This window comes from Streptomyces sp. NPDC002577 (assembly GCF_053594815.1).
The window spans coordinates 84,406-110,278 of the sequence record NZ_JBSFWK010000029.1; the positions used below are offsets into that span (position 1 = coordinate 84,406).

Here is a 25,873-nt window from a genome sequence, read left to right on the forward strand (position 1 = left end):
GTGAGAGGGGTACGGAGGTGGCAGCGGGACCGGCTTCGCGGCCGCGGCGCGTGACCAGAATGCGCCGCCGAGCCCGGCATACGATGGCGTAGTGAGTGCATGTACGGCGCTACAGCGCAGGATTGTTCGCCAATACAGCCGATACGCTGCATTTCATGCCACGCCCCCTGTACGACCGTATCGACCGGGCGATCCTGGACCACCTCCAGCGCCACGGACGCACCCCCAACGTCGACCTCGCCGAGGCCGTACGCCTGTCACCCTCATCCTGCCTGCGCCGCACCAAGGCGCTGGAGGAGGACGGGGTCCTGGCCGGCTACCGGGCCGATCTGGACCGCGAGCGCCTCGGCCTCGGGCTGACGGTGTTCCTCTCCCTCAAAGTCGAGCACTCCCGCACCACCTCCCAGGTGGTCGAAGAGGCACTGAAGGCGATCGACCACGTGGTCGCCTGCCATGTGGTCTCCGGTGACGCCGACTTCTTCGTCGAGCTAGCCGTGCCGGACCTGCGCACCTTCGAAAAGGTGCTCACTGACCAGATCCTGGCCATCGGTCCCGTTCGCGACGCCCGCAGCACCTTCTGCATCCGCACCGTCATCGACCGCGGCCCCCTACCCCTCAACTCCTGGCCCGCCCCACGTGCATGACCGCACGACACGGCTTCACTTGCTTGAGGAACACCGCGATTCCCCGGCCCGAAGATGAAGCAGCAAGCTGAGTATCGGAGCGGCCAACTGAAGTACTCAATGGCCAACTGAAGCCCTCAGTCACACCGTTTCGCACCAGGGCGAGCCTGTCGGCGTGCGCCGGAAATCGAACACGTGCTTGAATTTCGGGCATGGCGTACTTCCCCACCTTTCCGTCCGACCTGGTGCAGGCCCAGCGCGAGTGGAACCGCACCTATGCGGCGCTGGCCCAGCAGCCGCTCCGTACGGCGATCGTGCGCCGACGCCTGCAGCTCGGTCTTGCGGGCTCCGTCACCTTTCGACAGGCCGATGCTCTCATCGAGTTGCTGCCTGTGCTCCCGCTGTGCGGTGCGGATGGCGGCCGGCCTCGCGAACTCGCTACGCGGCGGGTCCTGCTTCAACCGCTGGACCTCCGCCTCCAGCGCCTCCAGCCGCTGCCGGAGGTCTTCGTCCTCGCCCACTGATCTCCCAACGTCTTCACGATATGGGGTGCGCCCAGCATCCATGTTCAGCGTCACACCCTTCCGCCTGGCCAGCCGTCTCAGCTCCGACAGCGGCCACGCCGGGTACTGGCCGTCGTCCCAGCGCGTCTCCTCGGGAAGAAGCCCGCGGTGGATCCACGCGTAGACGGCGGCGGGCGTCGCACCGAACATCGCGGCAATGTCCGGCACGTAGTAGTGCTTCTCGTCACGGCCCTCTGGCACTTGAGGCAGCGGAATAGGACGACGCCGCGTCTCCCCGGCCCGCTCCAGCGGCTTGCCGTGCTCGTCTAGGTACCCCTTCGCCTTGCCGAGCTCGATGACGCGCTCAGCAGGCCACATCGGACGGGATGCTCCCGGATTGACGGGAGGCCCCAGCTCCTTCTTCCAGCGGCTCACCTGGGAGCGATCAACGCCGAGCCTCCTGGCGATATCGCTTGCGTACATATCTGGTTCTTTCGCCATGTCACCTCAGCGCAGTGGTTGAACGTTTCGCCGAGCCCACTCGAGGGTGATCTACATCACACAGTCAGCGGTGTAGGGCAGTCACCTTGGCGTACTCCAGATCGGTACAGGTGCGGCTCGGTGCAGGGCATGCGCGCGTCGTCGGTTAGCAGCCCGGAGCAGCCGCACTCGGTGCACAGCGCGTCCGGGGGCGTCATCGCCGACAACGACCCCGTCGAGCAGGAGAAGGCGATGAAGTTCAACGCCCTGGACATCGACAATTGGTCTCCCGGCCGCCGGGGCGCCGGCGTTCGCACGATGTCGCCCGCACGGGCGTGTCGGTTCCCTCGCACGAGACGCTCGTCATCGAACCTGGGTGCGGAACCACCCGTCACGAGAGCCCTGATGATAGATCAGTCTGTTTCGGATAACGGCCCGTCCCGGCCCAGCTCGACGGCGGCATGCGGTGATCCCCGGACCGCACCGACTCAAGGGCGGCGCCCTCCAGCTCGGCGCCGACGAGGCTGGCCTGCCCGGCCGCCCCTTCGGCACCTGGACCGATCAAACCGACCAAGACGACGAGCGCGACCCGGCCGAGGACGCTCCCGCCGAACCGCACTGCTACCAAGATCATCCCATAGCGGCTTTGGGGCTCACCTTGGCTCCCCCCCCCCGCAGATCAAACCAAGATCAATCTCAGCGGCACTTTCTGTACCTCAACTACTCACACCCGGTATCGGGTCGTGACCAATGAGCATCGCAGCTTCCGGGGCGGGTGCCCGTCTGGGGTACCGGGCCCGGCGATCTGCGGCTGCGCCGTGTGGACGCGAGTGACCGGAAGCGTTGCCGCAGGCAGGCAGACAGCGGCGGGGCCCGAGGGCCCCGGCTGCGTGCCCGCCGGGACGGTGTGTCAGACCATGGCGAGCCGGTCCACCAGCAGCTCCACCCTCGGCTCGATGTACTCCGGCGGCAGCCGTCCCGCCCGGGTCAGGGTCGCCAGGCCGTGCAGGGACGCCCAGAACACCTCGGTGAACAGCCCCGGGTCGACGCCGTCCCCGGCGACCTCGCCCAGGCTCTCCAGCAGCGCGGCGAAGGCGTCCTTCAGTGGCTCCGGGGTGTCCTCGTGTGCGAACGCCAGACCGCCGTCGAGCTGGAACAGGGCGTCGTAGACCGCCGGGTTGCGTGCGGCGAAGTCGAGGTAGGCACGGGCGAGGGCGGCGACCCGCTCGCGCGGGCTGTTCGCTCTGGAGGCCGCGGCACGCACCGCCACGGCCATCTCGGCGGCGCCCTCGATGGCGACGGCGCCGATGATCTCGCGCTTGCCGCGGAAGTGGCTGTAGAGGACGGGCTGGCTGTACTCGATACGCTCGGCGAGCCGGCGGGTGGTGACCGCGTCCCAGCCCTGCTGCTCGGCGAGTTCGCGGGCTGTCGCCACGATGAGGCGCTCGCGCTCCGCCCGTTCGCGCTGCTTGCGTTCCTGTACCGACATGACTTCGATCCTAGCATCGCTAGACAAGTGAGCGGCAGCAGTACTAGCGTTGCCTCATCACCTAGCAACACTAGATGCCAGGGGGGCGTCATGTTCAACGCACTCGAGGTCGTCACCACCGTGATCGTCGGCGTGATGGTGGGGGTGGAGCTCTCCGTCGCCTTCGTCATCAACCCGATCCTCAACGCCCTCCCCGAGGACAGTGGCCAACTCGGCCACGCCCACGGGGGCCGGATGCTCGGCGCCGTGATGCCGGTCTGGTACATCGGCTCGCTCGTCCTCGTCGCGGTCTGGGCCGTCGCCGGATGGCGCCACCACGGCACCGGCCTCGTCGTCACCGCCGGCGCGCTGCTGATGCTCAGCGTGATCATGTCGATTCTGCTGCTCGTCCCGATCAACAACCGGAACAAGGCGTGGACCCCTGACAACCGGCCCGCCGACTGGAAGCAGCAGCTGAACCGCTGGGAACGCTTCCACTACGTCCGCGTCGCCGTCATCATCGCCGCCTTCGCCCTGCTGGTCGCCGCCCTCACCTGATACCAAAGCCGCCCCGACATGCACTGATTCGCCCCGTTATATCGACGGCTTTCGCCCCGTCGGGGTGAGCCCGACAGGCCTTCGGATTACTGACCCCGCGGGCCGACGCCGCGCCGGTGGCGCACAATCCCCACTCCCCGGGCGGCAGCCGGCCACCGAAATCCCGACATCCGGGAATGCAGCTGCCGCTCAGATCCCACAACGGCGATCCCGGCAAACTACGCCCCTCGATCAGCCGCGTCCGCGCGGCCTGATCAGGCCCCACACGACTCAGCAAGCTCCACGAAGCTCACCAAGCCGACGAAGACTCGCAAGGAGAAGAACAATGTCGCTGAAGAAGATCAACACCGTCCTGGCCGCCGCCTTCATCCTCTTCATCCTCTGGTTCGGGTCGGAGTTCATCCTGAGCCCGGAGACGACGGCACCGGGCTTCGGCCTGCCGAGCTGGCCGTCCGGTGACGGCGACGGCTTCCTGATCATCAGGGGAATCCGCGACGTCGTCTTAGCCCTGGTCCTGGGCATCCTGCTGGTGACGGGCCACCGCCGGGCGCTGGGCTGGGCGCTGCTGGTGGAGGCCCTCGCCGCGTACGGCGACATGACCACCGTGCTGGCCCACCACGGCTCCGTGGCCACCGCGCTCGGCGTCCACTGCCTGACCGCGACACTGATGGTGGTCAACGGCCTGCTGATAATGCGCGAGACCCGCAAGGTCGCGGCCGCTCCGGCAACGCCCGCCCCGCAACCCGCCTAACGCCACCTCGGCGCGTGTCGGTATTCGCCTGTCAGCGCCTACCGGGAAAGGCGAGGCGCACGATCTTGTTCTCGGCCGAGGGCCTGGATGTGCCGATGCGGGAAGTCCACGACCCATACGTCGTCGCTCCACAGCGTGGTGTCCCGGGCCAGAGTGCGGGTCACGTGGCGTACGAGGTCTACGGATTTGCGCAGGCGCTTGTTGTAGCCGGACTGCTTGGGCAGGTAGGGGAACAGGTACCGCAGGTGGGCATGAGCGTGCCGCAGCCACCGCGCTTCGGAGGTGAAACCGAGCATGGCCTGCATCATCGCCAGGGTCACCAACTCGGCATCGCTGAGCTGCGGCGCAATGCCCACGGCCGGCCGCCATGGCCTGAACTGCGGCGAACCCTTCAACAGATCATCGGTCTTCACGTAGAGCGCGGTCGCGAGGGAGTCCAAGTCCGTCTTCAACCACCGACATTGGACTCCCTCGCCTCGACTGCGCAGGGGATCGCGGCAATCCCGGCGTGGATACCTTCGACTACGGTGTCAGCACGATCCTCCCGAAGACCTCACCCGCAGCCATCTTCTGGTGCGCCAGCACGGCTTTGTCCAGTGGCAGCACCTCGTGCACCACTGTTTCGATCTCGCCGCGACTGGCTGCGGCGAACTGCTCGCTGCGCACGGCACGCAGGTCGGCTTGGGTGACGGTAGCTGCGCTGAAAGCGGCGAAGGACATCGACTTCTGGAACGCCGCCATGATCTTCGTGCCGAAGTCCGCGGGCGGCTGACCTGCGACAGCGCCCACGGCCACCATGCGGCCGTTCGGGTTGAGCCTGTCGAAGAACGACGGCATGTCCTCACCGGCCACAACGTCGATGATGACGTCATAGCCCGCTGGAGCCTCCTTCCCTCCGTGGCCGGAGCGGTCCAGCACGTGGGTCGCGCCGAGACGGCGCAGCCGCTCGCCGCGCTCGGCCGACGATGTCGTGACCGCCACCGCGGCGGCACCACCGCGAGCCGCGAGCTGCACTGCCATGATCCCGATGCTGCCGGCCGCGCCACGCACCAAGACCGTCTCCCCGGGAGCGAAATGGGCGTGGCGAAGCCCGAAGTGGGCCACCGCACCGGCACTGCCGAGCGTCACCGCGGCGACGGCGGACAGGCTGCTGGGCAGGGGAAGAATCTGCTCGACCGGCGCGACGGCCTGTTCGACGTAGCCTCCGCCGGTGCCGGTGAAGCCCCACACCCGCAGGCCAATCCACGACGCGTCGACGCGGTCTCCGACCGCGGTCACGGTGCCCACCACCTCGCCACCCGGGATGAAACCCTCCTTGAAGCCGTAGGCGGCCAGAGCCCCGCTTCGGATCACGGTGTCGACACCACCGACGCCCACCGCCTCAACGGCGATCAGCACCTGCCCGGCAGCAGGTGCAGGTATCGGCAGGTCGACAACAGCCAGACCCTCAGGACCCCCGAACTTCTGGATCGCGATTGCCTTCAATGTCGTCTCCACGTTTTCGGACCGCTCAAGCACGATCCTGCTCCATACCCGCCACCGATCGCCGCCTGGTGGGAAAAGACTTCACGCCACGGCCGAGGATCGGTCCCCGTGCTGTGCGCCCCAATGATCTCGGCGAGCTTCTACGTCTTGGACGGTATCGGACGCCCCCGTCCGTTTAGTTAAAGTGAGAGCGGTGACCGATCACTTGCCTCATAAGCTGCGTTCCGACGCGATGGACAACCGCGACCGCATCCAGGACGCGGCCCGAGCGCTGTTCTCGGCCGAGGGCCTGGATGTGCCGATGCGGGAGATCGCGCGGCGTGCCGGGGTGGGACCTGCCACCTTGTACCGTCACTTCCCGACCAAGCAGATGCTGGTCGCCGAAGCCTTCGCGGACCAGCTGCACGCATGTCGCACCATCGTCGACGAGGGGTGCGCAGATCCTGATCCGTGGCGTGGCCTCTGCCTGGTGATCGAGAAGATCTGTGAGCTGCACGCACGCGATCGGGGCTTCACCGAAGCCTTCCTGTCAACCCTCCCGGGGGCGCCGGATGTCGCGGGACGTGAATACACGGTGAAAGCAGTCGCCGGACTGGCCCAGCGAGCCAAGGACGCAGGGCACTTGAGGCCCGACTTCGTTCTGGACGACCTCATTCTCGTACTCATGGCCAACAAGGGGATCCACGCCACATCCACTGCCACCCAGGTCATGGCCTCCCGACGCTTCGCAGGGCTGGCGATCCAGGCGTTCGAAGCCTGCCCTCACCACGCACCGCTACCACCAGCGGCACGACTGGCATCCGCAGCACCGACCAGCGCCTGACCGTGGGCGAGCGGTATCCACGCTCGACGCGCGAACCACTGAACCCCTTGGAATAGATCGTCTAGCCCGGCGTGACCACGGCAGATGGAGGCAGTTCGTAAGCGGCCGTCGCCTGAGCCAGTGCGACCCCGGCTGAGTCTCAGCCTCGCCGTGCGGCACCCTGTGGCCACACGACATCGACTGGCAGCCCGGCTTCGTGTGCCTCGATGACGGTGTCTGCGGTGCCGCCGCCTTTGCCAGTCGGGGGCTCGCCGTTCCACACGGCGATCAGCCGGTCGGCGCGCTGGAGCAGTGTGCGGTTGGCGTCCTCGTACGCCTGCCGGTTCGCGGTCTCATGACCAAGTACCAGCACTTCATCAGCCGCTTCGGTGAGCCGATCGAAGGTCTCGGCGTGGTCGGGCTTGACCTTGTTCTGCCGGTAGTCCTTCGAGGGAATTACCGCGATCAGGCGGCCGCCGAGCTCGAGCACGGCCTCGGCGAACAGCGAATCCGAGCCTTTGGCAATGCAAGAGACACCGATGAGTTCGCCGGCGGCGCAGGGCTTGAGGATTTCCAGCAAGGCGGCCCGTACCAGGGGGACGCTGGCATCGGGCAGGTCCATGTGCCCGGTCACGGCGATGGTGGTCACGTCTCCCCCTCAGCTCGACAACAGCTCGCGGATCCTGGCCCGCGCTTCGCCGACCGTACGTGATGTGTCTCGGCCCACGGTGTAGGGGTACAGCTGACCGAGCAGCGTGCGCACGCGATTGGACTGGGTGCGAGCCGCGGCATCGACCGCGCGATGCGTCTGTTCCACAGCGCCCGTCACGTCGCCGACCAGGAAGTGGCACTCTGCCAGGCCGATCATGTCCAGTGCGTGGCTGCGGCTGGACTCGGGGCCGCGCGTGGCGAGAGCCTGCCGGATCGAGTCCGCGGCGGCTTCGGCGTGGTGGTGGGGGTCCTGGCGGGCCAGGTCGAGCAGACGGCCGCCGGTGACTCCGGCGAGCTCGGCGCTGTCGAAGTAGGCGATCCAGTAAGGCTCTTGGGCTGGTTCGGCGTTGGCAAGGGCGTGGGCGGCTTCGGCGGTGGCCCGCTGGAATGCGGCGGAGCGGCCGAGCGCGGCGTATGCCCAGGCTTCGCGTGTGTGGAGCATGGCGCGAACACGCGGGCCCGCATTGCGTCCGGCGCCCTTCTGTGCGAGGTGTACGAGCTCGAGGGCGTCCTGTGGGCGGTCGCGGTAGAGCGGCCGCGTCGAGGTTCCAGCACCGCTTGGGTGAGGAACCGCAGAGTGGAGCCTGTCCTCGGTCGCGATGGGTGGCCCCGTTCCGGCCTCGGCCCCACCGGCATCCGCCGGCCCCGCGGACCCGCCGGGGAGGAAGAGGTCCCGCAACGACCGACCGGCAGACGCGCTGAGACGGCAGGGCATGGTGTGGCCGTCGGATCAGTGCTGGCAAGATGGGGGCATGGGCTTGAACATGGTCGTCGGTCCATGTCGACGATCACGTATTTCCCCATCGGCAGCGTCAGCTTCCTCGCCCAGACGTTCGAGCTTTCGGCGCGTCGCTGTGGTCGTTTCACCGGCGAGCGGCGGGCGAGGAGGTGTTCGGCTGGTCAGTCTCAGTCGGACGCTGGCTGGTTGACTCGGCCGCCCTTGTGTGGTGTCGAGATGTAGTCCCGAGCACCGCCGGGCAGCGCGGCGACACACGCCGATGAGCAGGCGCTGACCAGTAGGGGCAATACGTCAGTGGCCACGCGCAGTGAGATCCACACCTGATGGAGTCCGCTCTGTTCGATCGGGCGGTCGCAGACACTGCAGCTGTGGATCGCGGTGGCGCCCCAGCGCCGGGGATCCAGGTTTCTCAGATCGAGGTCGGCGACGGAGTCCGGGGAAGGCTGGAGTTGTGGGAACGGCGGTCGCATCTTGTAGTTGCCAAACAACGCGCGCGTGCTCACCGTGCTGCGGGTCAGCTTCCGGCATCGGGTGATCTCGTAGGGGAGCCAGTGCAGCCGATAGGAGGTGTAGGGGGTGAACTCCTCCAGACTGGTCATGGCCCCGATCTCGGGCGGGATCCGGACCAGATTGCTGCCGTAGAGCACGAGGTGCTTGACCGCCGTCAGCCTGGCGATGCTCGGTGGCAGGGTGATGATCTGCCGCCGCTCTACTGGGCTGAGCACGGTCAGGGGGCGGAACTCTTCGCGTCTGTCGGCGGCGGCCTCGTCGATCAGCTCCAGCAGGTGCTGCCAGCCCGGAGCGGAGGTGTCCTGCCGCTCGGCGTGAAATCCAACTCTGGCTCGCGGATGAGGCCTGGACTGGTCGAAGCACGAGCAGATGTCCCTGTAGGACCCGCGCCGCCCTGGGGCCGGGTCCGACGTGTCGCCCCAGCGGTTCACATAGAGCCTCGACTCTCCCTTGTCAGTCATGGCGCCAAGATACGAAGGTTGCCGCAGGCCCTCTCAGGGGGCCGTGAGGGACGGCCGGAGCGCGTGGTGGCGTTCCGGCCAGCCCCTGGGGCTTCAGGCCGTCGGGCGCTTGGCGCGGGCGGTGAGGCGTTCCCAGTTGCGGTGGCCGATGTCGGCCTTCTGCTCGTCGGTGAAGGGCGAGTTCTCCAGGAAGGAGCGGGCTTCACCGTTGCTGGTGTCGACGTAGGGGAAACCGCCGGGGCGGAAGCCGTAGGTGAAGGGGTAGTCGGTGGAGTACAGCATTCGGTCGGTGCCCATCACTTCGGCGGTCCAGCGCAGGTAGCGGGGGCTGTTGGTGCCGCTGCCAGCGACCCAGAAGTTCTGCTTGAAGTAGTCCGCCAGGGGCTGGCGCAGGCGGCCTGCTTCGCCGAAGAAGCCGGTGTGGTCGAGGTAGAACAGCGCGACCTCGCCCCAGTGCCCGGCGATCACCTGCAGATCGGGGAACCGGTCGAAGACCCCCGAGAAGATCATGCGCAGGTACTGGACACCGAGGTCGTAGTACCAGCCGAGCCCGGCTCCGGCCAGAACGGGGCCCATGGGCTCGGGGAGGTTGGAGTAGTAGGCGTCGATGACGGGCTGGACCGGTGTCTGCGGGTGGAAGTGCAGCGGCACGGCCAGACGCTCGGCCATCGCGTACAGCTCGTCGTTGTCCGGGTGGTCGGCCAGCTTGTCCCCGGTGCGGCCGTACAGCATGGCGCCGGGGAAGCCCAGCTCGCACACGGCGCGCTCCAGTTCGGCCGCGGCCGCGGCCGGCGACTGGGTGGGAATCGCGGCGAACGCCTGGAAGCGGTCGGGCCGGGAGGCGACGATCTCGGCGAGCTGGTCATTGGCCTCGCGCGCCACCGCGACGGCGTCGGCCTCGGGCAGGTCCTGCACGCCTGGAGACGACAGGGACAGCACGGCGACGTCGATGCCCTGGTCGTCCATGTGGGCCAGCCGCTGCTCGCCGACCTCGTGCAGGTTCTTCGCGATCGGGCTGTCCCCGAAGCCACGCGAGAAGATCTGCGGCGATCCGGCCCGCTGGTACGCCTCGTAGACGGCCGGTACGACGACGGTCTCTTCCACCCCGATGATCCGCAAACGGTCGGACATGACGGTTCTCCTCGTACTGATGTTTCCAGTGAAACTCGTTTAACGTTACCATCGATAATTTCGATGGCAACATGAAATCGATAACAACGATAGCGTCTCGGTCTCGATGACGTACCCTTGCTTCCATGCCTGTTGAGCCGACCCTCACCCGGCGCGCCGCAGAGCCCGGCACTGCCGCGCGAGAGCAGACGCGCCGCCGGATCATCGAGGCCGCGACCGGTCTGCTGGAGCGCGGGGGCCGCGACGCGGTCACCACCCGGGCAGTCGCCGACGCCGCCGGACTGCAGCCGCCGGCCCTTTACCGGCTGTTCGGCGACAAGGAGGGGCTGCTGGACGCAGTGGCCGAGCACGGCTTCACCCGGTTCCTGGCAGTCAAGCAGCAGATCGAACCCGCACCGCAAGATCCGGTCAAGGAACTGCGCGACGGCTGGGACACCGTGGTCGAGTTCGGACTGGCCAACCCCGCGCTGTACACACTGATGTACGGCGAACCCGCCCGGTCCACGACTGTGTTCCGGATCGGCCTCGAACATCTCATGGCCCGAATCCGCCGCATCGCCGCCGCGGGGCTCCTGCGCATGGAAGAGGGACTCGCGGCCCAGATGGTCCATGCCACCGCCAGCGGCGCCGTCCTGACCTGGCAGTCGGTCCCCGAGCCCGAGCGAGACCCCGCGCTCCTTGTCGCCCTGCGCGAATCGATGATCACCACCATCACCACCCAGGAACCGGCTGTGGAGGAACCGGGCCCGGGCGGCGCTGCCCGTGCCTTGCGCGCAGCACTGCCCGGCCAGAACGCCCTCAGCCAGGCCGAACAGCAACTTCTGACGGAATGGCTCCAGCGACTGTCCGCATAGCCACTCCCCACGACCGGCCTCAAGTCCATGATCGTCGGCTTGGCGTTAACCGCTGTACCGCAAGGCCAACACCGTCCCGGACCCACTCCCGGCCCACGTGTCCTGGGACCTGTTGCACTGGTGCCCGGAAGCGTCGGCCACAGCCTTGGACAATTCCCCGGTCGTGGCCATCTGGCACTTCCAACTCGAAGGCCCCCCGATGGACTGAGCAACCGGACCAGATCAATTGAGACGTCCGGCATCCACTGGTCCAGAACCACATCACCCGAGATTCCCCAGCATCCCCAGGTCTCAAATGAACTGGTCCCCGCAGGTCACAGGCCTGAGCCGGGCCAGATCCTTTGAGACGGGACAACGTCCTTCGATCCTCTGACGGGGCCGCACGCTGACAAGGGCAACGGCCGTGTCACACGTGCGTGAGGAGGCGCTCCAGCGGCCGGGGAACGCGCTCGAGATCCGGATGCGCGACCAGCGCCTGCGCGTAGAGCGTCTTGCGACCGCTGTGCGTACCCATGAAGCGCCGCAGCTGGTGCTCCACGGGCCGTTCCCGCTGTGCCGACTGGCCCTGGAAGGTACGGAAGGGGCGCGTCTCGCAGGGGCAATTTCACCAAGGATGTGCCGGAGGGGTGGCCGGAGACTATCCCCGCGGGCGCGGAGAGGAGCAGATGAGGCGCTGCCGCAGCTGCGGGTGACGGGGACCATCCCCGCGGGCGCGGGGAGCAGACTGGCTGACCAGCAGGTTCAGCGGGGAGACAACTCGTTCCAGGGTACTTTCTCGGATCCCGGCAAATCACCTGAAGAGTACATTTCCCTGCACTATCCCGTCGCAATAACTGGCCTCAGAAGGCTGGGCGTCTGCTCAGGACGCCGATCCCACGCCCACGGATACGGCTTCTGCCTGCACCCCTCTTACTCGCACTGGTTCGCTCCGAAGACCTCGGATGCCCGGCAATACCCGTTGAAGCGACAGCGCGAGCATGCCACGCGGGACGACCGGCACCAGCCAGTGTCAGTGACTGGTGGCACGATGCCTGAACCCCCAACGCGATCAGGAGTGGCATATGGGCACGTGGGACACCGGCCCCTTCGACAACGACACCGCAGGGGACTTCTGCTTCGCCCTCGACGAAGCAAGCCCGGATGAACGCGAAGGGATCATCCGCGACACTCTCGGCCGTGTAATCGACACGACCGGCTACCTCGATGCGCAGGTCTCCGAAGAGGCCGTTGCCGCGGCCGCCCTCGTCGCCGCGCAGTGCCCCAGCGGCGAACCCGTCGATCCCCACTATGGCCCCAAACGGCCCCTCCCCGATCTCACCAGCCTGCGCGCCCTCGCCCTCGACGCTCTGGACCGTGTCGTCTCCGAGCAATCCGAGTTGCTGGAGCTCTGGGCCGGATCGGGCGGAGCCCCCTGGCGCGCGGCCATCCGCCAGCTCCAGGAATCGCTCCTGCCCGAGCCTCTGGGAGAACAGCTCCGCCTGAGCTGACCTGCCCAGGGCACCGTCACACGTTCCCCACCCGGAGGTTCACATGAGCTGGGACGTTCTTCTCCTTCGCCTGCCCGACGACGTCACCTCAGTGCAGGAGATCCCCAACGACTACGCCCCGCCCCCGCTTGGCCGGCAGCAGGACGTCCTCGCAGCCGTCAGGCAGGCCGCTCCTGAAGCCGACCTCTCGGACCCGACCTGGGGCGAGCTCCTCGGCCCCGGCTGGTCCATGGAGCGCAACATCGGCTCAAAGGACCCTGTGGACTCGATCATGCTCCACATACCCGGCTCCGGGGACGACGTCCTCACTCCTGTCTTCCGCCTCGCCACCACTGGGCCGCAGAGATCGAGCGTCGCACACCGGCCGACTCCACGCCGGTCAACCAATTCTTCCGACTCCTGGACAACTTCAGGCGCGACGCAACTCAGGAGTTCTCTGTCAAATTCAGCGTGTTGAGCTGAGGTGTTTCTCTTCAGCCGCCGGCCATTCGACGGTGCGCTGGACGTGTTGAAGGATGTTGACGGAGCCCGCGAGCGACGGCATGATGACCGACTGCGTGGCCTACGCCGAACCTCCCGCGACCGTCCCCAGCGCGGTCTCCCATCGGAGGCAAAGGGACCAGCGTCTCAGGTCGTTTTCGCAGCCCGATCGCCTCGGGCGAGGTTGCTGGGGAGCCGTCGCTCAAGGCGTGGAAGGCCGCGATGACAGCCCGTAGGAACTTCAAGCACCAGGTGCGTGCCCGCGCCGCCAAGACCGGTGAGTCCTACACGTCCGCCCTCCGGCACTTCCGTCCGACTCCATCAGGAGACGTCATGTCGGAAGCAAGGAACCCCAAGAGCGTGCGGCTCGCCGTAGCGCAGACCCCCGTACGCGAAGACCCCCGAGACGTTGAAGCGCTGCGCGAAAGTGGGCGTGAGGTCCGTGCTCTGATGCGCGAGGCCAGTGCTCAGGGAGCGAGGATCGTGCATTTTCCGGAAGGCGCGATCTGCTTTCCCAGTAAGCTTGTCATGTCCGTCGACGGCCCGGACGCGGTCGGCCCGGCGGACTGGGATCGGTGCCAGTGGCCAGTGCTCCAATCGGAGTTGGCTGCGATCGCCGAGCTGGCCCGCGAGTTGCGGTTGTGGACGGTGATCGCATCGGTGCACCGCTTGACCGGCCCGAACCGTCCACACAACAGCCTCTACGTCATCTCCGATCGCGGCGGGGTCGTCACACGTTATGACGAGCGCCTGCTGTCGAAGACGAAGGTCTCGTACATGTACTCGCCGGGCGTCTCACCGGTGACCTTCGAGGTCGACGGTGTGCGCTTCGGCTGCCTGCTCGGCATGGAGATCCACTACCCGGAGTTGTTCGCAGAATACGAGAAGCTGGATGTCGACTGCGTCCTGTTCTCTACCAGCGGCACCCCGGGTAACACCGCCGCCCAAGCCCAAGGCCACGCCGCGGTCAACAGCTACTGGGTCAGCTTGTCAGGGCCGGCACAGCACAGCGCCACCGCACCGTCCGGAATCGTCGCTCCCAACGGCGACTGGCTTGCGCGGTGCCCCGCGGACGACTCGCCATCGGTAGCCGTCGTGAACCTCGACGACAGTTCCGAGGCCGCCAGATGGGCACTGACCTACGGGCGTCCCTGGCGTCGTGAGGCGCGCGCGGGCGTCTACACCGAGCACCAGGTGATCGACCCGCGCAGCGAAGACCGGACAGCGGCCTTCTAGCTCAGAAAGCAGAATCCGAGGGGTTCGCGCGTACGGAATGGCTCCGGGCGCCGCGAACACCTCGGTTTCAGTCCGTCCCTCACCTTGGTGAAACGGCTGACGAGCGGAAGGCGCCTGGTGTATCGGCTTGCACCTGGCCTCTACCTGGCCGCTACTGGGGGAAAGGCGCCTGCGCCGGGAGCGTGCGGACTACCGATGCACGATCCGCCAGTTGATGGCGCAGGCGACCGTTCTCCACCGTGGTTTGGTGCAGAGCGCCCACCAGTGCCTCGACGTCGGCCTTGAGCTGGGCGATTTCCTCCGCGTCGGCGGCCCGTAGCTCCTTGAGTCGGCGGACCTGCTTGCGCAGGCGCTGCTCGCTGTCCGGGGTGGCGCCGCGGGCGCGGACCTTCTCGTAGAACTCGTTCTTCAAGTCGGTGTGCCGCTGGGTGAGTGCGTTGCGCGGGACACCGGCTTCGACCGCGAGGGCGACGATTGTGAGGGCGCCGTTGGAGTGCTCTGGCCGGCCGCTGAGGATGCGGTCCATGGCGGCGCGGATGCGCTGGCGCTCATCGGGGGCGGGGCTCATGAGGTCGGCTCCTGAGTGTGGAGGCGGTCGTGATGGTGACGGTCGGCCAAGGCACGCAGCTGTCCGGCGCGCTGGGACAGCCGGTCGGCGAGCGGGCCGGGGAGCGCCTCGGAGGCGGCCTGTTTCTCCAAGCTCATTGCCTGCCGTAGGAGTTGGTCGGCCTGATGGTCGCTGAGCGCGACGTTTGCGCAGGACGGCTGGCATCGGTCCAGCCGCGGGGTGTTGGAGACGTTCAGGCGGTGGCAGAGCGCCCGGTCGCGGTTGTAGACGCACATCAGGAACGCTTGCGGGTTGTCGTAGACGGTCAGGGCAGGGTTGCCGAGGATGTCCCGGGCCTGGCGGTGCCTGCAAGGGCAACTCGGGCCTGAGAACCTTGAGCTCGTCGGCAGAGGCCCTGGCTATTACGCCGTAATAGCCAGGGCCTCTGCCAGGGATGGCCCGACCGTGGTCGTGCATGACCGACCCCGCGGAGTTGCCTCGAACCATCGCCGCAGCCCTGCAGTTCCCCGACTACTACGGCCACAACCTGGACGCTCTCAACGACTGTCTCGGCGAGGTGGCCTGCCTCGGCCCCTACAACGATGCAGCCGAAGGCACCGGACTCGTGCTGTCCTTCACCGACTACGACCACTTCGCCGCCGCATCCCCCAGAGCAGCCCAGACCGTGCTGGACATCATCGCTGACCGGGCCCGCCGCGCTGCGGTGGTTCAGCACCGCTTCTTCGCCCTGATCCACAGCAACAACCCCGACATCCGGTTCGAACCTGTCGGTGCCATGCCCGTCATGTGGAACAGCGACGAATGGCTCGACTCCAGCCGCCGTTGAGAACATGGCATTGGCTGAACACGGCAGCCCGTGGCGGCGGCACTCATGACCTGGCCCTGGCCTCCCAAGCGGCGGTGCCGCACATCGGAACCATCCGCGCGGGCAGCACCGCCTGGCGCCCGCTAGTTCTTTTGCAGGGTGCGGGTGACACCCGCGATGACGGCGGTCGTCAGCACCCATCCCAAGGCGATCAGCAGGTAGGCCAGCGATTGGAGGCTGCCGCCCGTCCAGTACCAGGCCGTGCGCTGGCCCAAACCGCCGATGGGGATCAAGAGGTCGAGCGTGTAGACGAGGGGCTGGAAACGGCGTGCCTTCGTCCGGCTTCACGGGGGTCGGGGTGTGCGTGCCGAAGGTCAGGGTGCCCCGCAGGGTCAGTGTCAGGAGCCAGACGCCGGCCAGCCAGGGGCGGTAGCCGTAGCCGACGGTCGCGTCGAGCAGATGGCCCCAGGTCCGCGCCGCCGGAGACAGGGTGCAGCGCCGGTGGCGCTGCTTGGCCAGGAGTACTCGGCGGGCGTCGTCGTCGTGGCCGATCGTTCGGTACCAGCTCGCCAACTGTTCGTACGGTTGAGGGCTGTAGCCCGGGCTGCGCCGTATCCACGCTACGCGGCGGGCCACGGAGTCCCGCAGTCCCGCCTCCTCCCGCCGCTCGTCGGAGTCCACCTCCTTGATGGAGCCGTAGACGAAGCTATCGGAGTCGCTGACACTTCAGTGACGTTCGCCAATTGACTCCCTGCAGGCCTGAGGTAGGTCTGGAAGAGAGGCCGAGCACCCCGGAGGCCTATCACCAGATGCCTATTACGGCGTAATAGACGCTTACACGGCGGTGAAGCCATCCCCGCGGGTGCGGGAAGCAGGCTGAACGTCAGCAGGGTAGCCGCAGGAGATCTTTAACGGTGCGGGTTACGGTGGCTGGATGCGACTGAGCGCTTCAGCGAGTGGGCGCCCCCGGTTCGAACAGCCCCGCCCCGGCGTACGGAACGCCCGGGCCTTCCGTACCGCGGGCTGACGGCCGATCAGGCGGTTCAGGTTCAGAGGACTGCCAGAGGACTGTCAGAGGACCTTGGAGAGGAAGGCGCGGGTGCGTTCGTGCCGCGGATCGTCCAGGACGGCCGCGGGCGGCCCCTGCTCCACGACCACTCCCCCGTCCATGAACACCACGGTGTCGGCGACCTCGCGGGCGAAGCCGATCTCATGCGTCACGACGATCATGGTGGTGCCGGTGCGGGCCAAGTCCTTGATCACGTCGAGGACTTCGCCGACCAGTTCCGGGTCGAGCGCGGAGGTGGGCTCGTCGAACAGCAGCACCTTCGGTTCGAGGGCGAGCGCGCGGGCGATGGCCACGCGCTGCTGCTGCCCGCCGGACAGCTGGCGCGGGTAGGCGCCGGCCTTGTCGGCGAGACCGACCCGCTCCAGCAGCCGCTCGGCGGCCGCCACGGCGTCCTTGCGCGGACGCCGCAGCGCTGACACCGGCGCCTCGACGAGGTTCTCGAGCACGGTGAGGTGCGGGAAGAGGTTGAAGTTCTGGAAGACGAACCCGATGTGGGTGCGCTGCTTCAGAACGTCCTTCTCCTTCAGTTCGTGCAGTCTGCCGCCGGAGCGGCGGTAGCCGATCAGCTCCCCGTCGATGCTGATCCAGCCGCGGTTCAGCTTCTCCAGGTGGTTGATGGTGCGCAGCAGCGTGGACTTCCCGGAGCCGGACGGGCCGAGGATCACGGTGACCTCGCCCGCCCGGACCTGCAGATCCACACCGCGCAGCACCTCGAGCGCACCGAAGCTCTTGTGGACGCCGTGCACGTCCACCATGACGTCGCTCATCACTTCTCCTCGGGCGGGTTGATCTGCGACTCCTGGATGGCGGAGGCGCTGGTGCCCCACTTCGTGAGGATCCGGGCGTAGGTGCCGTCCTTGATCAGCTGGTTGACGGCGGCCTGGAAGGCAGGGGTGAGCTTGGAGCTCTTCTTGAAGGCGAAGCCGACGTCGAGCCGGTGGAACTCACCGAGGAAGGTGGTCCCGGCGGCGGGCTGGGCGGCCTGGTAGCGCAGGCCGTTGATGGTGGACATGATCACGTCGATCCGGCCCTGCTGGAGCGCGGTGAGGGTCGCACCGTTCTCCGAGAAGACCTTCACGTCGTACGGCTTCTTGCCCGCCTTGGCGCAGACACCCTTCTGTGCTTCGAGCGTCGCCTCGAACGTGGTGCCGGCGCCCGTGCCGATGGTCAGCCCGCACAGCTGGGTCAGTTCGGTGACCTTCGTCCCGAGTTCGGTGTTGCCCTTCTTCACGGCGAAGCCCTGGCCGTCGTTGATGTAGGTGACGAAGTCGATGGTCTTCAGGCGTTCGGTGGTGACACCGAAGTTGCCGGTCCCGAAGTCGTACTTGCCGCTGCCGAGGGCCGGCAGGATCGTCTCGAAGGAGGCGTCCTGGCGGTCCAGCTTGACGCCGAGGACCTTGGCCACAGCATCCGCGAGATCGATGTCCTGGCCGGCGGGCGCCTTGCCGGTCCCGTTCGGGTAGTACGCCCCGGGCGGGAACCCTATGGAGCTGCCGACGCGCAGGGTGCCCGCCTTGCGTACATCGGCGGGCAGCAGGGCGGCGATGGAGTCCACCTTCTGTACGGAGGCGACCGGGTTGTCGCTGGGCGCGGGCGAGGCCTTGGCGCCAGCGGGAGCGGTCTCGTCGGCCGTGCCGGAGGCGCCGCACGCGGTGAGTGTCAACAAGGGCAGCAGCGCGACGGCGGCGGCGAGACGCAGACGGGTTCTGGTTCCGGGGATGTTCACTGGGCCAGGGCCTTTCAGATGCGTACGTCGGTGGCGGAGGGGACGGAGAGGTGCTTCTCGAAGGGCAGGGGGCCGATGGTTTCCGGGTCGGCGCCCGTGTCGAAGAGGGGCGTGTAGCCGGTGGCCAGGTACAGGCCGCGGGCCTCGGGCTGGCGCGGCCCGGTGGTCAGGTAGATCCGCCGGTAGCCCCTGGCGCGGGCCTCCCGCTCCAGCTCGGCCACGACTCTGCGGGCAAGGCCGCGTCTGCGGTGGGCGGAGTGCGTCCAGATCCTCTTCAGCTCGGCGGTGGTCTCGTCGTACCGGCGGAAGGCGCCGCCCGCGACCGGCTCGCCGCGCTCCAGCAGCAGGAGCAGCACGCCGCCGTGCGCAGCGGTGAACTCCTCGTCGGGGTAGCGGGCGAGTTCGGCGTGGGCGTCCTTGCCGTATCTCGTCGAGTACTCGTCGCCGAGTTCGCGCAGCAGCGGCTTAGCCAAGGGGTCGGACACGGGTACCTGAATGACCGTCAGCTCAGCTGATGGCGGTGGTGGCTGTGCGACGGAGGTCATGCACGCACCGCCGCAAGGGTCTCGGGGCCGCGCGCCGCACGCTCCGCGTCGCGCTTCGCGACCTCCTCGCGGACGATCGGGATCACGTAGCGACCGAAGTCGATCGCGTCGCCGAGCAGGTCGTAGCCGCGGGCGGAGAGGATGTCGACGCCGAGGTCGTAGTAGTCGAGGAGCGCCTGGGCGACCGTCTCCGGGGTGCCGACCAGGGCGTTGGAGTTGCCCGCCCCGCCGGTGGCGGCCGCGGTCGGGGTCCACAGGGCGCGGTCGTAGCGCTCCCCCGCCTCGGCAATGGCGATCAGCCGCTGCGAACCGGTGTTCTGCGGGGCACCGGTGCGGTGGCGCCGCTTGAGTCCCGCCTCGCCCCGTTCCCTGATGGCGCCGACCGTGCGGTGTGCCTTCTCCCAGGCCAGCTCCTCGGTCGGGGCGATGATCGGGCGGAAGGCGACCTGGATGCGCGGGACGTCGGTGCGGCCCGCGGCGGCCGCGGCGGCCTTCACCTGCGCGATCTGCTCGGCGGTCTTCTCCAGGGGCTCGCCCCACAGGCAGTAGACGTCGGCCTCGGCGCCCCCGGCCGCGTACGCCGCCGGTGAGGAGCCGCCGAAGGAGACCCCGGGCCTCGGCTGCTGGACGGGGAAGACGTCGCTGACGAAGTCGTGGAAGCGGTAGTGCTCGCCCTCGTGGTCGAAGGGCTCATGGGTGGTCCAGATCTTCTTGACGATCTGCATGTACTCGCGGGTCCGGGTGTAGCGCTGGTCCTTGGTGAGGGTGTCGCCTTCGCGGCCCTGCTCGTGGTCGTTGCCGCCGGTGATGAAGTGGACGGTCAACCGCCCCTCGCTGATCTGGTCGAGCGTGGCGAAGGTCTTGGCCGCAAAGGTGGGGTACGAGACGTTGGGCCGGTGTGCGAGCAGGATCTGCAGGTGGTCCAGCCTGCTCGCGATGTACGCGGCGGCCGGCGCGGGATCCGGCGACCCGGAACCGTATGCGAAGAGCACCCGGTCCCAGCCGTGGTCCTCGTGTGCCCGGGCGAGCCGGAGCGTGTACTCCTTGTCGAAGGCGGCGCCGGAGCGGGGGGTCGTCTCGGACCCGTCGTTGGTGGCGGCGATGCCGAGGAACTCCACGGGCATGGGAGATAGCCTTTCCTCAAGTCCTCAAGGGTGGTGGACCGCACGCGGGCAGGGCGGAGCAGCCCTCGTCGCGCTCGAACGCCGTACGTGACGGTGCTTCAGTGAACGCGAGGGTGCGGCGTGACAGCAGGGCGGAACGAAAGCGGAATGAAAGAGGAGTGATGACGCCGGGGGCATGGGGCCTCGGGCGGAGGCGGTGCGGCGGCAGCGTGCGTCCGGGCTCACACAAACGCTCGTACGCCGTTCAGCGCTTGCGTACGGCGGTGGTGCGAAGGTGGAGCTCGGCCCGCGACGGGTTCACCGAGGGAGGGAAGGGCCGGTCAGACAGCCCGCTGCCGGGTCAGGCGCAACACGCTGCGGACCACACCCGACCGAAGTCGATGTGATCGCGCGTAACCAGACGCTGATCGGCATTCATGCGGTCAATTGAGCAGTACATTCTGTGTTCCGTCAACTACCGCCCGGATAGCGGACGGGCGTTGGCCGCTTCCCGGGCCGTGTTGACAGATCCGGGCGGGTGGCACATACGATCGAAGGCGGACCGGCTCCGCCTCGCGCGGCAGCCTCTCCGGCCGCGTTGAGGGACGCGGCGAACGTGATGACGCCAGGCCTCGGCCGCACACCGTGCACGGGCAGTGCCGCCCGCGCAGTGTCCGCCTGCTCCGTATGCATGCGGCGTCCGTCTGCTCCGTAATCCGCGCGATGTCCGCGTACGTGTGCCACCGCATGGTCATCCACGCCCCGCACCTCCCTCTCCCGGAGAGCCTCCCGATGGTCTCGCCTTCCGAAGTCACCGCTCCTCAGGCCGGATCCGTCCCGGCCGGCAAAGTCCTGGCCGACAAAGACCCAGCCGACAGAGATCGGGCCACCCATGACCTGACAGCCGTCAGTCCCGGCCGCGACGAACTGCCGCAGATCGTGCCGCGCCGACGCGTCGGCCGCTGGCTGGCTGCCGCCGCAGCGCTGCTGGTCTTCGCGATGGTGCTCAACTCCGTCGTCCGCAACCGCGCGTTCCAATGGGGCGTGGTGGGCCGGTACTTCACCACGGGCGCCGTGTTCGACGGGCTGCTGCTGACGCTGTGGCTGACCGGCGCGGTGATGGTGCTCGGCTTTCTGCTCGGCACTCCGCTGGCGGTGATGCGACTGTCCGGCAATCCCGTGCTGCGCACGCTGAGCTGGGGCTACGTGTGGATCTTCCGCTCCACTCCGCTCCTTGTGCAGCTGCTGTTCTGGTTCAACATCGGCGCCCTCTACCCGACGCTCGGGCTCGGTATCCCCTTCGGCCCGGAGTTCGTCACCGTCAAGACGGTCAATCTGCTCGGCCCCACCCTCACCGCCGTGATCGGGCTGACCCTGCACGAGGCCGCGTACGCCGCCGAGGTGGTGCGCGGCGGCATCCTCTCCGTGGAGTCCGGCCAGACCGAGGCCGCGCAGGCCCTCGGCCTCAGCAGAGCGCGCACTCTGCGCCGGATCGTGATTCCGCAGGCGATGCGGTCCATCGTGCCGACCGCCGGAAACATGCTGATCGGCACGCTCAAGGGCACCAGCATCGTCAGCGTGCTGGCCGTGCACGACCTGCTGTACTCGGTGCAGCTGGTCTACAACCAGACGTACCAGGTCATCCCGCTGCTCATGGTCGCCACACTCTGGTACATAGCCGTCACCACCGTGCTGAGCGCGGGCCAGTTCTACGTCGAGCGGTACTACGCACGCGGCAACGCCCGTTCCCTGCCGCCCACACCGCTGCAACGGCTGCGCGAGCAACTCGCCGCCGTACGCACCCGGCTGCGCGCGGCGACCGCCGCCGACGCCCGGCCCGCGACCGGCGGTGACCGGTGACCGACGCACCTGATGCAAGTGGTGCACCTGACGCACCTGACGCTCCTGTGATCACCGCACCGGCGAGCACCGGACCCACCGCCGTCCTGGCCGTCGTCGGCGCGGGCCCGCGCGCCACGGGCGTGCTGGAACGCATCGCCGCCAACGCGCCCGAACTGTGGGACGGCCGACCGCTGCACATCCATCTGATCGACCCGCATCCGCCGGGGCCCGGCAGGGTGTGGCGGCACGAGCAGTCGCCGCTGCTGCGGATGAACTCCATGGCCGAGGACGTCACCATGTTCACCGACGAGTCCTCGGTCGTCGACGGCCCGGTGCGGCCCGGGCCGACGCTGGCCGAGTGGGCATCACAGTTCTCCGGTGGCGGCGTGCGTTTCGCGCCGTACGCGGAGCCCGCCGACCCGGACGTCCTCGACGAGCTGCGCGGGCTCGCCGCAAGCGACTTCGCCACGCGGCGCGCCCAGAGCGCCTACCTGGACTGGGTGTTCCGCCGAGTGCTGACCGAACTGCCGCCGCACGTCACGGTCGAGTGGCACCGCACCACGGCGACCGCCGTCACGGGCCCGGCGGACGGGCTGCAGCAGCTGCACCTGGCCGGCCGCGCGACCCCGCTCACGGCCGACCTGGTCCTCCTCACCCAGGGCCATCTGGACGCCGTGCCGGAAGCCGGGCACCGCGAACTGTCCCGGTTCGCCCGCCGCCACGGGCGCTTCCACCTCCCGCCGGCGTTCTCGTCCGACGTCGACCTGTCGGCGCTGCGGCCGGGCGAGCATGTCATCCTGCGTGGCTTCGGTCTTGCCTTCGTCGACCTGCTGGTGCTGCTGACCGAGGGACGAGGCGGCACCTACCGCACGGGGGCCGACGGCACCCTCACCTATCTGCCGTCGGGCCGCGAGCCCATCGTGTACGTCGGGTCGCGCCGTGGCGTCCCGTACCACTCCAAGACCCGCTACCAGCTCCAGGGCCCGCGGCCGCCGCTGCCGCGCCACTTCGGGCCCGACGCGGTGGACGCCCTGCTCGCGCAGGACCGGCCGCTCGACCTGCGGAGCGACGTGTGGCCGCTGATGGCCAAGGAGATCGGCTTCGCCCACTACCACGAACTGTTCCACGCCCACCCCGAGCGCACCGCCCTGCCCTGGCCCGAGTTCCTCGCTGCCTACGACCGCCTCGGCTGGTACTCCGAGGAGATGACCTCGCTCGTCGCCGAGGCCGTGCCCGATCCGGTGGACCGCCTGGACTTCGAGGCCCTCGACCGCCCGCTGGAGGGCCTGGCCTTCCTCACACCGGACGCCTTCCAGGAGCACCTGCGCGACTACATCGCCCAGGACGTCGCGCGCCGCGAGGACCGCGCCCACAGTGCCGATCTCGGCGCGTTCCTCGCCCTGCTCTCCGCCTACGGGCAGCTTCCCCGCCTCGTCGCGTCGGGACGGCTGACGGCCCGTTCCATCGCCGAGGAGCTCGACGGCTGGTGGCAGGGCTTCTTCAGCTTCCTCGCCTCGGGGCCGCCGGGCTTCCGGCTCCGCGAGTTGCTCGCGCTGTCCCGGGCGGGGGTGCTCCGCTTCCTCGGCGCCGGCCTGCGCGTCGGCACCGACGAGGACAGCGGCACCTTCATCGCGTCGAGCCCCACCGTTCCCGGGCACACCGTCACGGCGACCGCGCTGATCGAGGCGTATCTTCCGGGAGCGTCCCTGGGCCGTACCGAGGACCCGCTGCTGCGGGGCCTGCACCGTGCGGGCGCCCTCAGCGAGGAGGTCATCGACGACCCCACGCACACGCACCGTTCGGGTCTGCTGGCGGTCACCACGGACGGTGCGAGTCACGTCATCGACCCCACCCTCGGCGGGCCCCACCCCCGTAGGATCGCCCTCGGCGCCCCGACGAACGTCCGCGGCGTCGCCGCCTTCGCCCGTCCCCGTACGAACGCCCCGGCCTTCCGGCAGAACGACGCCGTGGCCAGGGCGCTGCTGACGGCGCTGCGGAAGGGCGCCGACGGCTACGCCACCGGCGCGGCCCGGATCGCGGAGATGTCGAACTGAAGCCGGATCTTCTCGCTGACCATGGTGCCGCCCGCCTCCAGCCTCTGGTTGTAGACCAGGCCCCACTCGGTGCGGTCGATGGTGGTCGTACCGTCGAAACCTGCGCGTTCGAAACCGAACGGGTCGACGACCGAGCCGAGGTAGGTGAGGTCCAGGTCGACGGGCCTGGTGACGCCGCGGATGGTCAGGTCGCCGGCCATGCGGTAGCTGTCATCGCCCACGTGCACCGTGGACGTGCTGCTGAAGGCCATCTCCGGGTACTTGCTCGCGTTGAAGAAGTCGGTGCCGACCAGATGCGCGTCACGCTGCTCCACACCGGTGTCGACGCTGGCGACCTGGATCACGATCTCGGCCCGGGACCGGGAGGGCTGCTCACCGTCGAAGTAGAGGTCGCTCCGGTAGTCGGCGAATGCCCCGCGCACGGTGGTGACCATGGCGTGGCGGACTGAGAAACCGATTCGGCTGTGCGGGCGGTCGATGGTCCAGTGACCGGTCAGTGCTGCGAGTGCCGGGTCCAGGACGGCGGTGGCCGATCGGGGGGCGGCGGGTGAGGTTCGGGGGCCGACAGCCGGCGAAGGCTCGATGGTGGCGTCATGGCGACGGCTGAAGAAACCCATGATGACGTCGTCTCCTTCTTATGTGATCACCACCGTGCTATCACGCCCTCGCCCCCAGCCTCGGTGCGGGATGGGGCCGTCGTCCGGATTCCAGGGGTCCGCCCGCAAAGATCCACAGCATCGACACGACTCGCTCAGCACATGGCTCGCTCAACGGAGTTGTCCGCTCACCCCGCGAAACCCTCTTCCGGAAGTTGATCAACGACTTGTATTTTCATGTACACCGCAACTATCGACGTGTCGGCACCACGGCCGCCGACCGCCCCCCGCGCCGCCGACGCGGTGATTCCGCATCTCAGAGAGCCGCCCTATGACCGAAAGTGCCCCGTCCTCCCCGCAGTCCCCGCCCACTCCAGTCTCGCCCTCCGTCGCCGCGAACGCCGCGGCGCGGCTTGACCGGCTTCCGGCCGGCAAATGGCATCGCCGGATCACCCTCGTCGTCGGCGTCGGCGCGTTCTTCGACCTCTACGAGATCTTCCTCGGCGGAGTCCTCGCCGCCGCGCTCGCAGAGTCCTGGTCGCTGACCTCCAATCAGAAGTCCATGGTGATCGCCTCGGCGTTCCTGGGCATGTTCGTCGGCGCGAACGTGCTCTCGGTGCTCGCCGACCGCTTCGGGCGGGCGACGCCTGATGTTCATGTTGAATCCTCCCCTCCCTAAGGGAGGGGATTTCTGGCTCAGGCCGCCTCCTGGAGCAGCGCTCCAGGAGGTCTTCCGCCATCAGCACCAGCCGGGTTGAGACCAGCCCGGACGAGCATTACGCGTGCGGGGTTCTTGTCCCGTGGGGATGCGGTTCGGCACGCGGTGCAGGTGTAGGTGCGCTCACCAGCGGCAGTGCGTGCTTGGCTCTCGCGTCGCATTGCGCGCAGTCCATCGTGGTGTGCGCGGGGTGGACGAGGCGGATGTCCCGCCCGTGCTTGCGGCCCATCTCGATCAGTGCGGCCTTGGTGGCGCCGATGGCGGCGTCAGCGGCCTTGCGGGCCATGGTGGTCTTGGCGAGGAACTTGGGACGGAAGTCCTCGACAGCGATGGCGTCGTGGTCGCGGACAACCTTCTTGGCCCACTTACGGCCGGTGTCCTCACGCTGCCTCGCGACCTTTTTGTGCGCCTTCGCCCGCAGTTTCTTCGCCTCCCGGTAGCCCACTGAGGCCGCCTGGCCGTTCTTCGGCTTGCGGCGGGCCATCATCCGGTCGTACCGGGTCAGCTTCGTCTGGGCCTTCTTGCCGTGCTCGGCGTGCGGCAGGTCGTGCGCGTCGGACGTGGTGGT

Annotated in this window: 25 protein-coding genes and 4 pseudogenes; 11 read left to right on the forward strand and 18 right to left on the reverse strand. The window is 68.2% G+C overall.

Annotated elements, in window-relative coordinates; genetic code table 11:
* Positions 1-155: 155 nt before the first annotated feature.
* Entirely contained in the window at positions 156-644 is a 489-nt protein-coding gene (locus ACWD4J_RS29180) for an Lrp/AsnC family transcriptional regulator (RefSeq protein WP_355434740.1), read from the forward strand.
* Positions 645-760: 116 nt separating this feature from the next.
* Here ACWD4J_RS29180 and ACWD4J_RS29185 read toward each other — a convergent pair whose 3' ends face one another.
* A complete protein-coding gene (locus ACWD4J_RS29185) occupies positions 761-1,627 on the reverse strand; it encodes a hypothetical protein (protein WP_451398432.1) in 867 nt (288 codons plus the stop codon).
* 889 nt (positions 1,628-2,516) lie between these two features.
* Entirely contained in the window at positions 2,517-3,095 is a 579-nt protein-coding gene (locus ACWD4J_RS29190) for a TetR/AcrR family transcriptional regulator (RefSeq protein WP_451398433.1), read from the reverse strand.
* 90 nt (positions 3,096-3,185) lie between these two features.
* Here ACWD4J_RS29190 and ACWD4J_RS29195 point away from each other — a divergent pair, with 90 nt between their 5' ends.
* Together ACWD4J_RS29195 and ACWD4J_RS29200 are read left to right on the forward strand one after the other, a co-directional pair.
* Complete coding sequence (locus tag ACWD4J_RS29195; protein WP_451398434.1) at positions 3,186-3,632, forward strand: anthrone oxygenase family protein; 447 nt, start codon at positions 3,186-3,188, stop codon at positions 3,630-3,632.
* A 325-nt stretch (positions 3,633-3,957) separates the two neighbouring features.
* Positions 3,958-4,383 carry a DUF4267 domain-containing protein gene (locus ACWD4J_RS29200; RefSeq protein ID WP_451398435.1) on the forward strand — a complete coding sequence of 142 codons (426 nt, stop codon included), beginning with the start codon at positions 3,958-3,960 and terminating at the stop codon, positions 4,381-4,383.
* Positions 4,384-4,487: 104 nt separating this feature from the next.
* Here the strand turns inward: ACWD4J_RS29200 and ACWD4J_RS29205 are convergent.
* A pseudogene (locus ACWD4J_RS29205) lies at positions 4,488-4,835 on the reverse strand (IS982 family transposase); the annotation flags it as partial.
* Positions 4,836-4,905: 70 nt separating this feature from the next.
* Positions 4,906-5,868: a zinc-binding dehydrogenase gene (locus ACWD4J_RS29210; RefSeq protein ID WP_451398459.1), complete on the reverse strand. Its 963-nt coding sequence runs from the start codon at positions 5,866-5,868 to the stop codon at positions 4,906-4,908.
* 193 nt (positions 5,869-6,061) lie between these two features.
* Between ACWD4J_RS29210 and ACWD4J_RS29215 the strand changes: the two genes are divergently transcribed.
* Entirely contained in the window at positions 6,062-6,691 is a 630-nt protein-coding gene (locus tag ACWD4J_RS29215) for a TetR/AcrR family transcriptional regulator (RefSeq protein WP_451398436.1), read from the forward strand.
* Positions 6,692-6,830: 139 nt separating this feature from the next.
* Here the strand turns inward: ACWD4J_RS29215 and ACWD4J_RS29220 are convergent, their stop codons facing one another.
* The 4 genes from ACWD4J_RS29220 to ACWD4J_RS29235 all read right to left on the reverse strand — a co-directional run bounded on the left by ACWD4J_RS29220 (position 6,831) and on the right by ACWD4J_RS29235 (position 10,222).
* On the reverse strand, positions 6,831-7,319 hold the full coding sequence (locus ACWD4J_RS29220; RefSeq protein ID WP_451398437.1) for a hypothetical protein: 489 nt from the start codon (positions 7,317-7,319) through the stop codon (positions 6,831-6,833).
* Positions 7,320-7,328: 9 nt separating this feature from the next.
* Entirely contained in the window at positions 7,329-7,823 is a 495-nt protein-coding gene (locus tag ACWD4J_RS29225; protein ID WP_451398438.1) for a hypothetical protein, read from the reverse strand.
* 464 nt (positions 7,824-8,287) lie between these two features.
* Positions 8,288-9,091, reverse strand: coding sequence for a leucine-rich repeat domain-containing protein (locus ACWD4J_RS29230; protein WP_451398439.1), 804 nt, complete (start codon positions 9,089-9,091; stop codon positions 8,288-8,290).
* Positions 9,092-9,184: 93 nt separating this feature from the next.
* Positions 9,185-10,222 (reverse strand): amidohydrolase family protein, encoded by a 1,038-nt coding sequence (locus tag ACWD4J_RS29235; RefSeq protein WP_451398440.1) that lies wholly within the window; start codon positions 10,220-10,222, stop codon positions 9,185-9,187.
* A gap of 125 nt (positions 10,223-10,347) precedes the next feature.
* Here ACWD4J_RS29235 and ACWD4J_RS29240 point away from each other — a divergent pair, with 125 nt between their 5' ends.
* Positions 10,348-11,076, forward strand: coding sequence for a TetR/AcrR family transcriptional regulator (locus ACWD4J_RS29240; RefSeq protein ID WP_451398441.1), 729 nt, complete (start codon positions 10,348-10,350; stop codon positions 11,074-11,076).
* Between the two features lie 406 nt (positions 11,077-11,482).
* On the opposite strand, the pseudogene ACWD4J_RS29245 reads toward ACWD4J_RS29240, so the two are convergent.
* A pseudogene (locus ACWD4J_RS29245) lies at positions 11,483-11,668 on the reverse strand (ATP-dependent endonuclease); the annotation flags it as partial.
* Between the two features lie 469 nt (positions 11,669-12,137).
* Here ACWD4J_RS29245 and ACWD4J_RS29250 point away from each other — a divergent pair.
* A complete protein-coding gene (locus ACWD4J_RS29250) occupies positions 12,138-12,563 on the forward strand; it encodes a DUF4259 domain-containing protein (protein ID WP_451398442.1) in 426 nt (141 codons plus the stop codon).
* 813 nt (positions 12,564-13,376) lie between these two features.
* Positions 13,377-14,279, forward strand: coding sequence for a carbon-nitrogen hydrolase family protein (locus ACWD4J_RS29255; RefSeq protein ID WP_451398443.1), 903 nt, complete (start codon positions 13,377-13,379; stop codon positions 14,277-14,279).
* Between the two features lie 151 nt (positions 14,280-14,430).
* Here the strand turns inward: ACWD4J_RS29255 and ACWD4J_RS29260 are convergent, their stop codons facing one another.
* The gene (locus ACWD4J_RS29260; protein WP_451398444.1) at positions 14,431-14,847 is read right to left on the reverse strand and encodes a hypothetical protein; all 417 of its coding nucleotides are present in this window, start codon (positions 14,845-14,847) and stop codon (positions 14,431-14,433) included.
* Positions 14,844-15,122: a hypothetical protein gene (locus ACWD4J_RS29265; protein ID WP_451398445.1), complete on the reverse strand. Its 279-nt coding sequence runs from the start codon at positions 15,120-15,122 to the stop codon at positions 14,844-14,846. The genes ACWD4J_RS29260 and ACWD4J_RS29265 overlap by 4 nt, the downstream gene beginning before the upstream one ends.
* Before the next feature lie 179 nt (positions 15,123-15,301).
* On the opposite strand from ACWD4J_RS29265, the gene ACWD4J_RS29270 reads away from it, so the two are divergent.
* The gene (locus ACWD4J_RS29270) at positions 15,302-15,673 is read left to right on the forward strand and encodes a barstar family protein (protein ID WP_451398446.1); all 372 of its coding nucleotides are present in this window, start codon (positions 15,302-15,304) and stop codon (positions 15,671-15,673) included.
* A 122-nt stretch (positions 15,674-15,795) separates the two neighbouring features.
* Here ACWD4J_RS29270 and ACWD4J_RS29275 read toward each other — a convergent pair.
* The 5 genes and pseudogenes from ACWD4J_RS29275 to ACWD4J_RS29295 all read right to left on the reverse strand — a co-directional run.
* Positions 15,796-16,363 (reverse strand): annotated as a pseudogene (locus ACWD4J_RS29275) (oxidoreductase); the annotation flags it as partial.
* 360 nt (positions 16,364-16,723) lie between these two features.
* Positions 16,724-17,488: an amino acid ABC transporter ATP-binding protein gene (locus ACWD4J_RS29280; RefSeq protein WP_451398447.1), complete on the reverse strand. Its 765-nt coding sequence runs from the start codon at positions 17,486-17,488 to the stop codon at positions 16,724-16,726.
* Positions 17,488-18,447 (reverse strand): ABC transporter substrate-binding protein, encoded by a 960-nt coding sequence (locus ACWD4J_RS29285; RefSeq protein WP_451398448.1) that lies wholly within the window; start codon positions 18,445-18,447, stop codon positions 17,488-17,490. The genes ACWD4J_RS29280 and ACWD4J_RS29285 overlap by 1 nt, the downstream gene beginning before the upstream one ends.
* 14 nt (positions 18,448-18,461) lie before the next feature.
* Positions 18,462-18,992 (reverse strand): GNAT family N-acetyltransferase, encoded by a 531-nt coding sequence (locus tag ACWD4J_RS29290; RefSeq protein WP_451398449.1) that lies wholly within the window; start codon positions 18,990-18,992, stop codon positions 18,462-18,464.
* Entirely contained in the window at positions 18,989-20,116 is a 1,128-nt protein-coding gene (locus ACWD4J_RS29295) for an LLM class flavin-dependent oxidoreductase (protein WP_451398450.1), read from the reverse strand. Before ACWD4J_RS29295 ends, ACWD4J_RS29290 begins: the two co-directional genes overlap by 4 nt.
* A gap of 771 nt (positions 20,117-20,887) precedes the next feature.
* On the opposite strand from ACWD4J_RS29295, the gene ACWD4J_RS29300 reads away from it, so the two are divergent.
* Together ACWD4J_RS29300 and ACWD4J_RS29305 are read left to right on the forward strand one after the other, a co-directional pair.
* Positions 20,888-21,955 (forward strand): amino acid ABC transporter permease, encoded by a 1,068-nt coding sequence (locus ACWD4J_RS29300; protein ID WP_451398460.1) that lies wholly within the window; start codon positions 20,888-20,890, stop codon positions 21,953-21,955.
* 47 nt (positions 21,956-22,002) lie between these two features.
* Positions 22,003-23,991, forward strand: coding sequence for an FAD/NAD(P)-binding protein (locus ACWD4J_RS29305; protein WP_451398451.1), 1,989 nt, complete (start codon positions 22,003-22,005; stop codon positions 23,989-23,991).
* Here the strand turns inward: ACWD4J_RS29305 and ACWD4J_RS29310 are convergent.
* Complete coding sequence (locus ACWD4J_RS29310; RefSeq protein WP_451398452.1) at positions 23,949-24,608, reverse strand: YceI family protein; 660 nt, start codon at positions 24,606-24,608, stop codon at positions 23,949-23,951. The two genes, ACWD4J_RS29305 and ACWD4J_RS29310, sit on opposite strands and share 43 nt — an antisense overlap.
* Positions 24,609-24,918: 310 nt before the next feature.
* Between ACWD4J_RS29310 and ACWD4J_RS29315 the strand changes: the two genes are divergently transcribed.
* A complete protein-coding gene (locus ACWD4J_RS29315) occupies positions 24,919-25,266 on the forward strand; it encodes a hypothetical protein (protein ID WP_451398453.1) in 348 nt (115 codons plus the stop codon).
* Positions 25,267-25,283: 17 nt separating this feature from the next.
* On the opposite strand, the pseudogene ACWD4J_RS29320 reads toward ACWD4J_RS29315, so the two are convergent.
* Positions 25,284-25,873, reverse strand: a pseudogene (locus tag ACWD4J_RS29320) (RNA-guided endonuclease TnpB family protein); the annotation flags it as partial.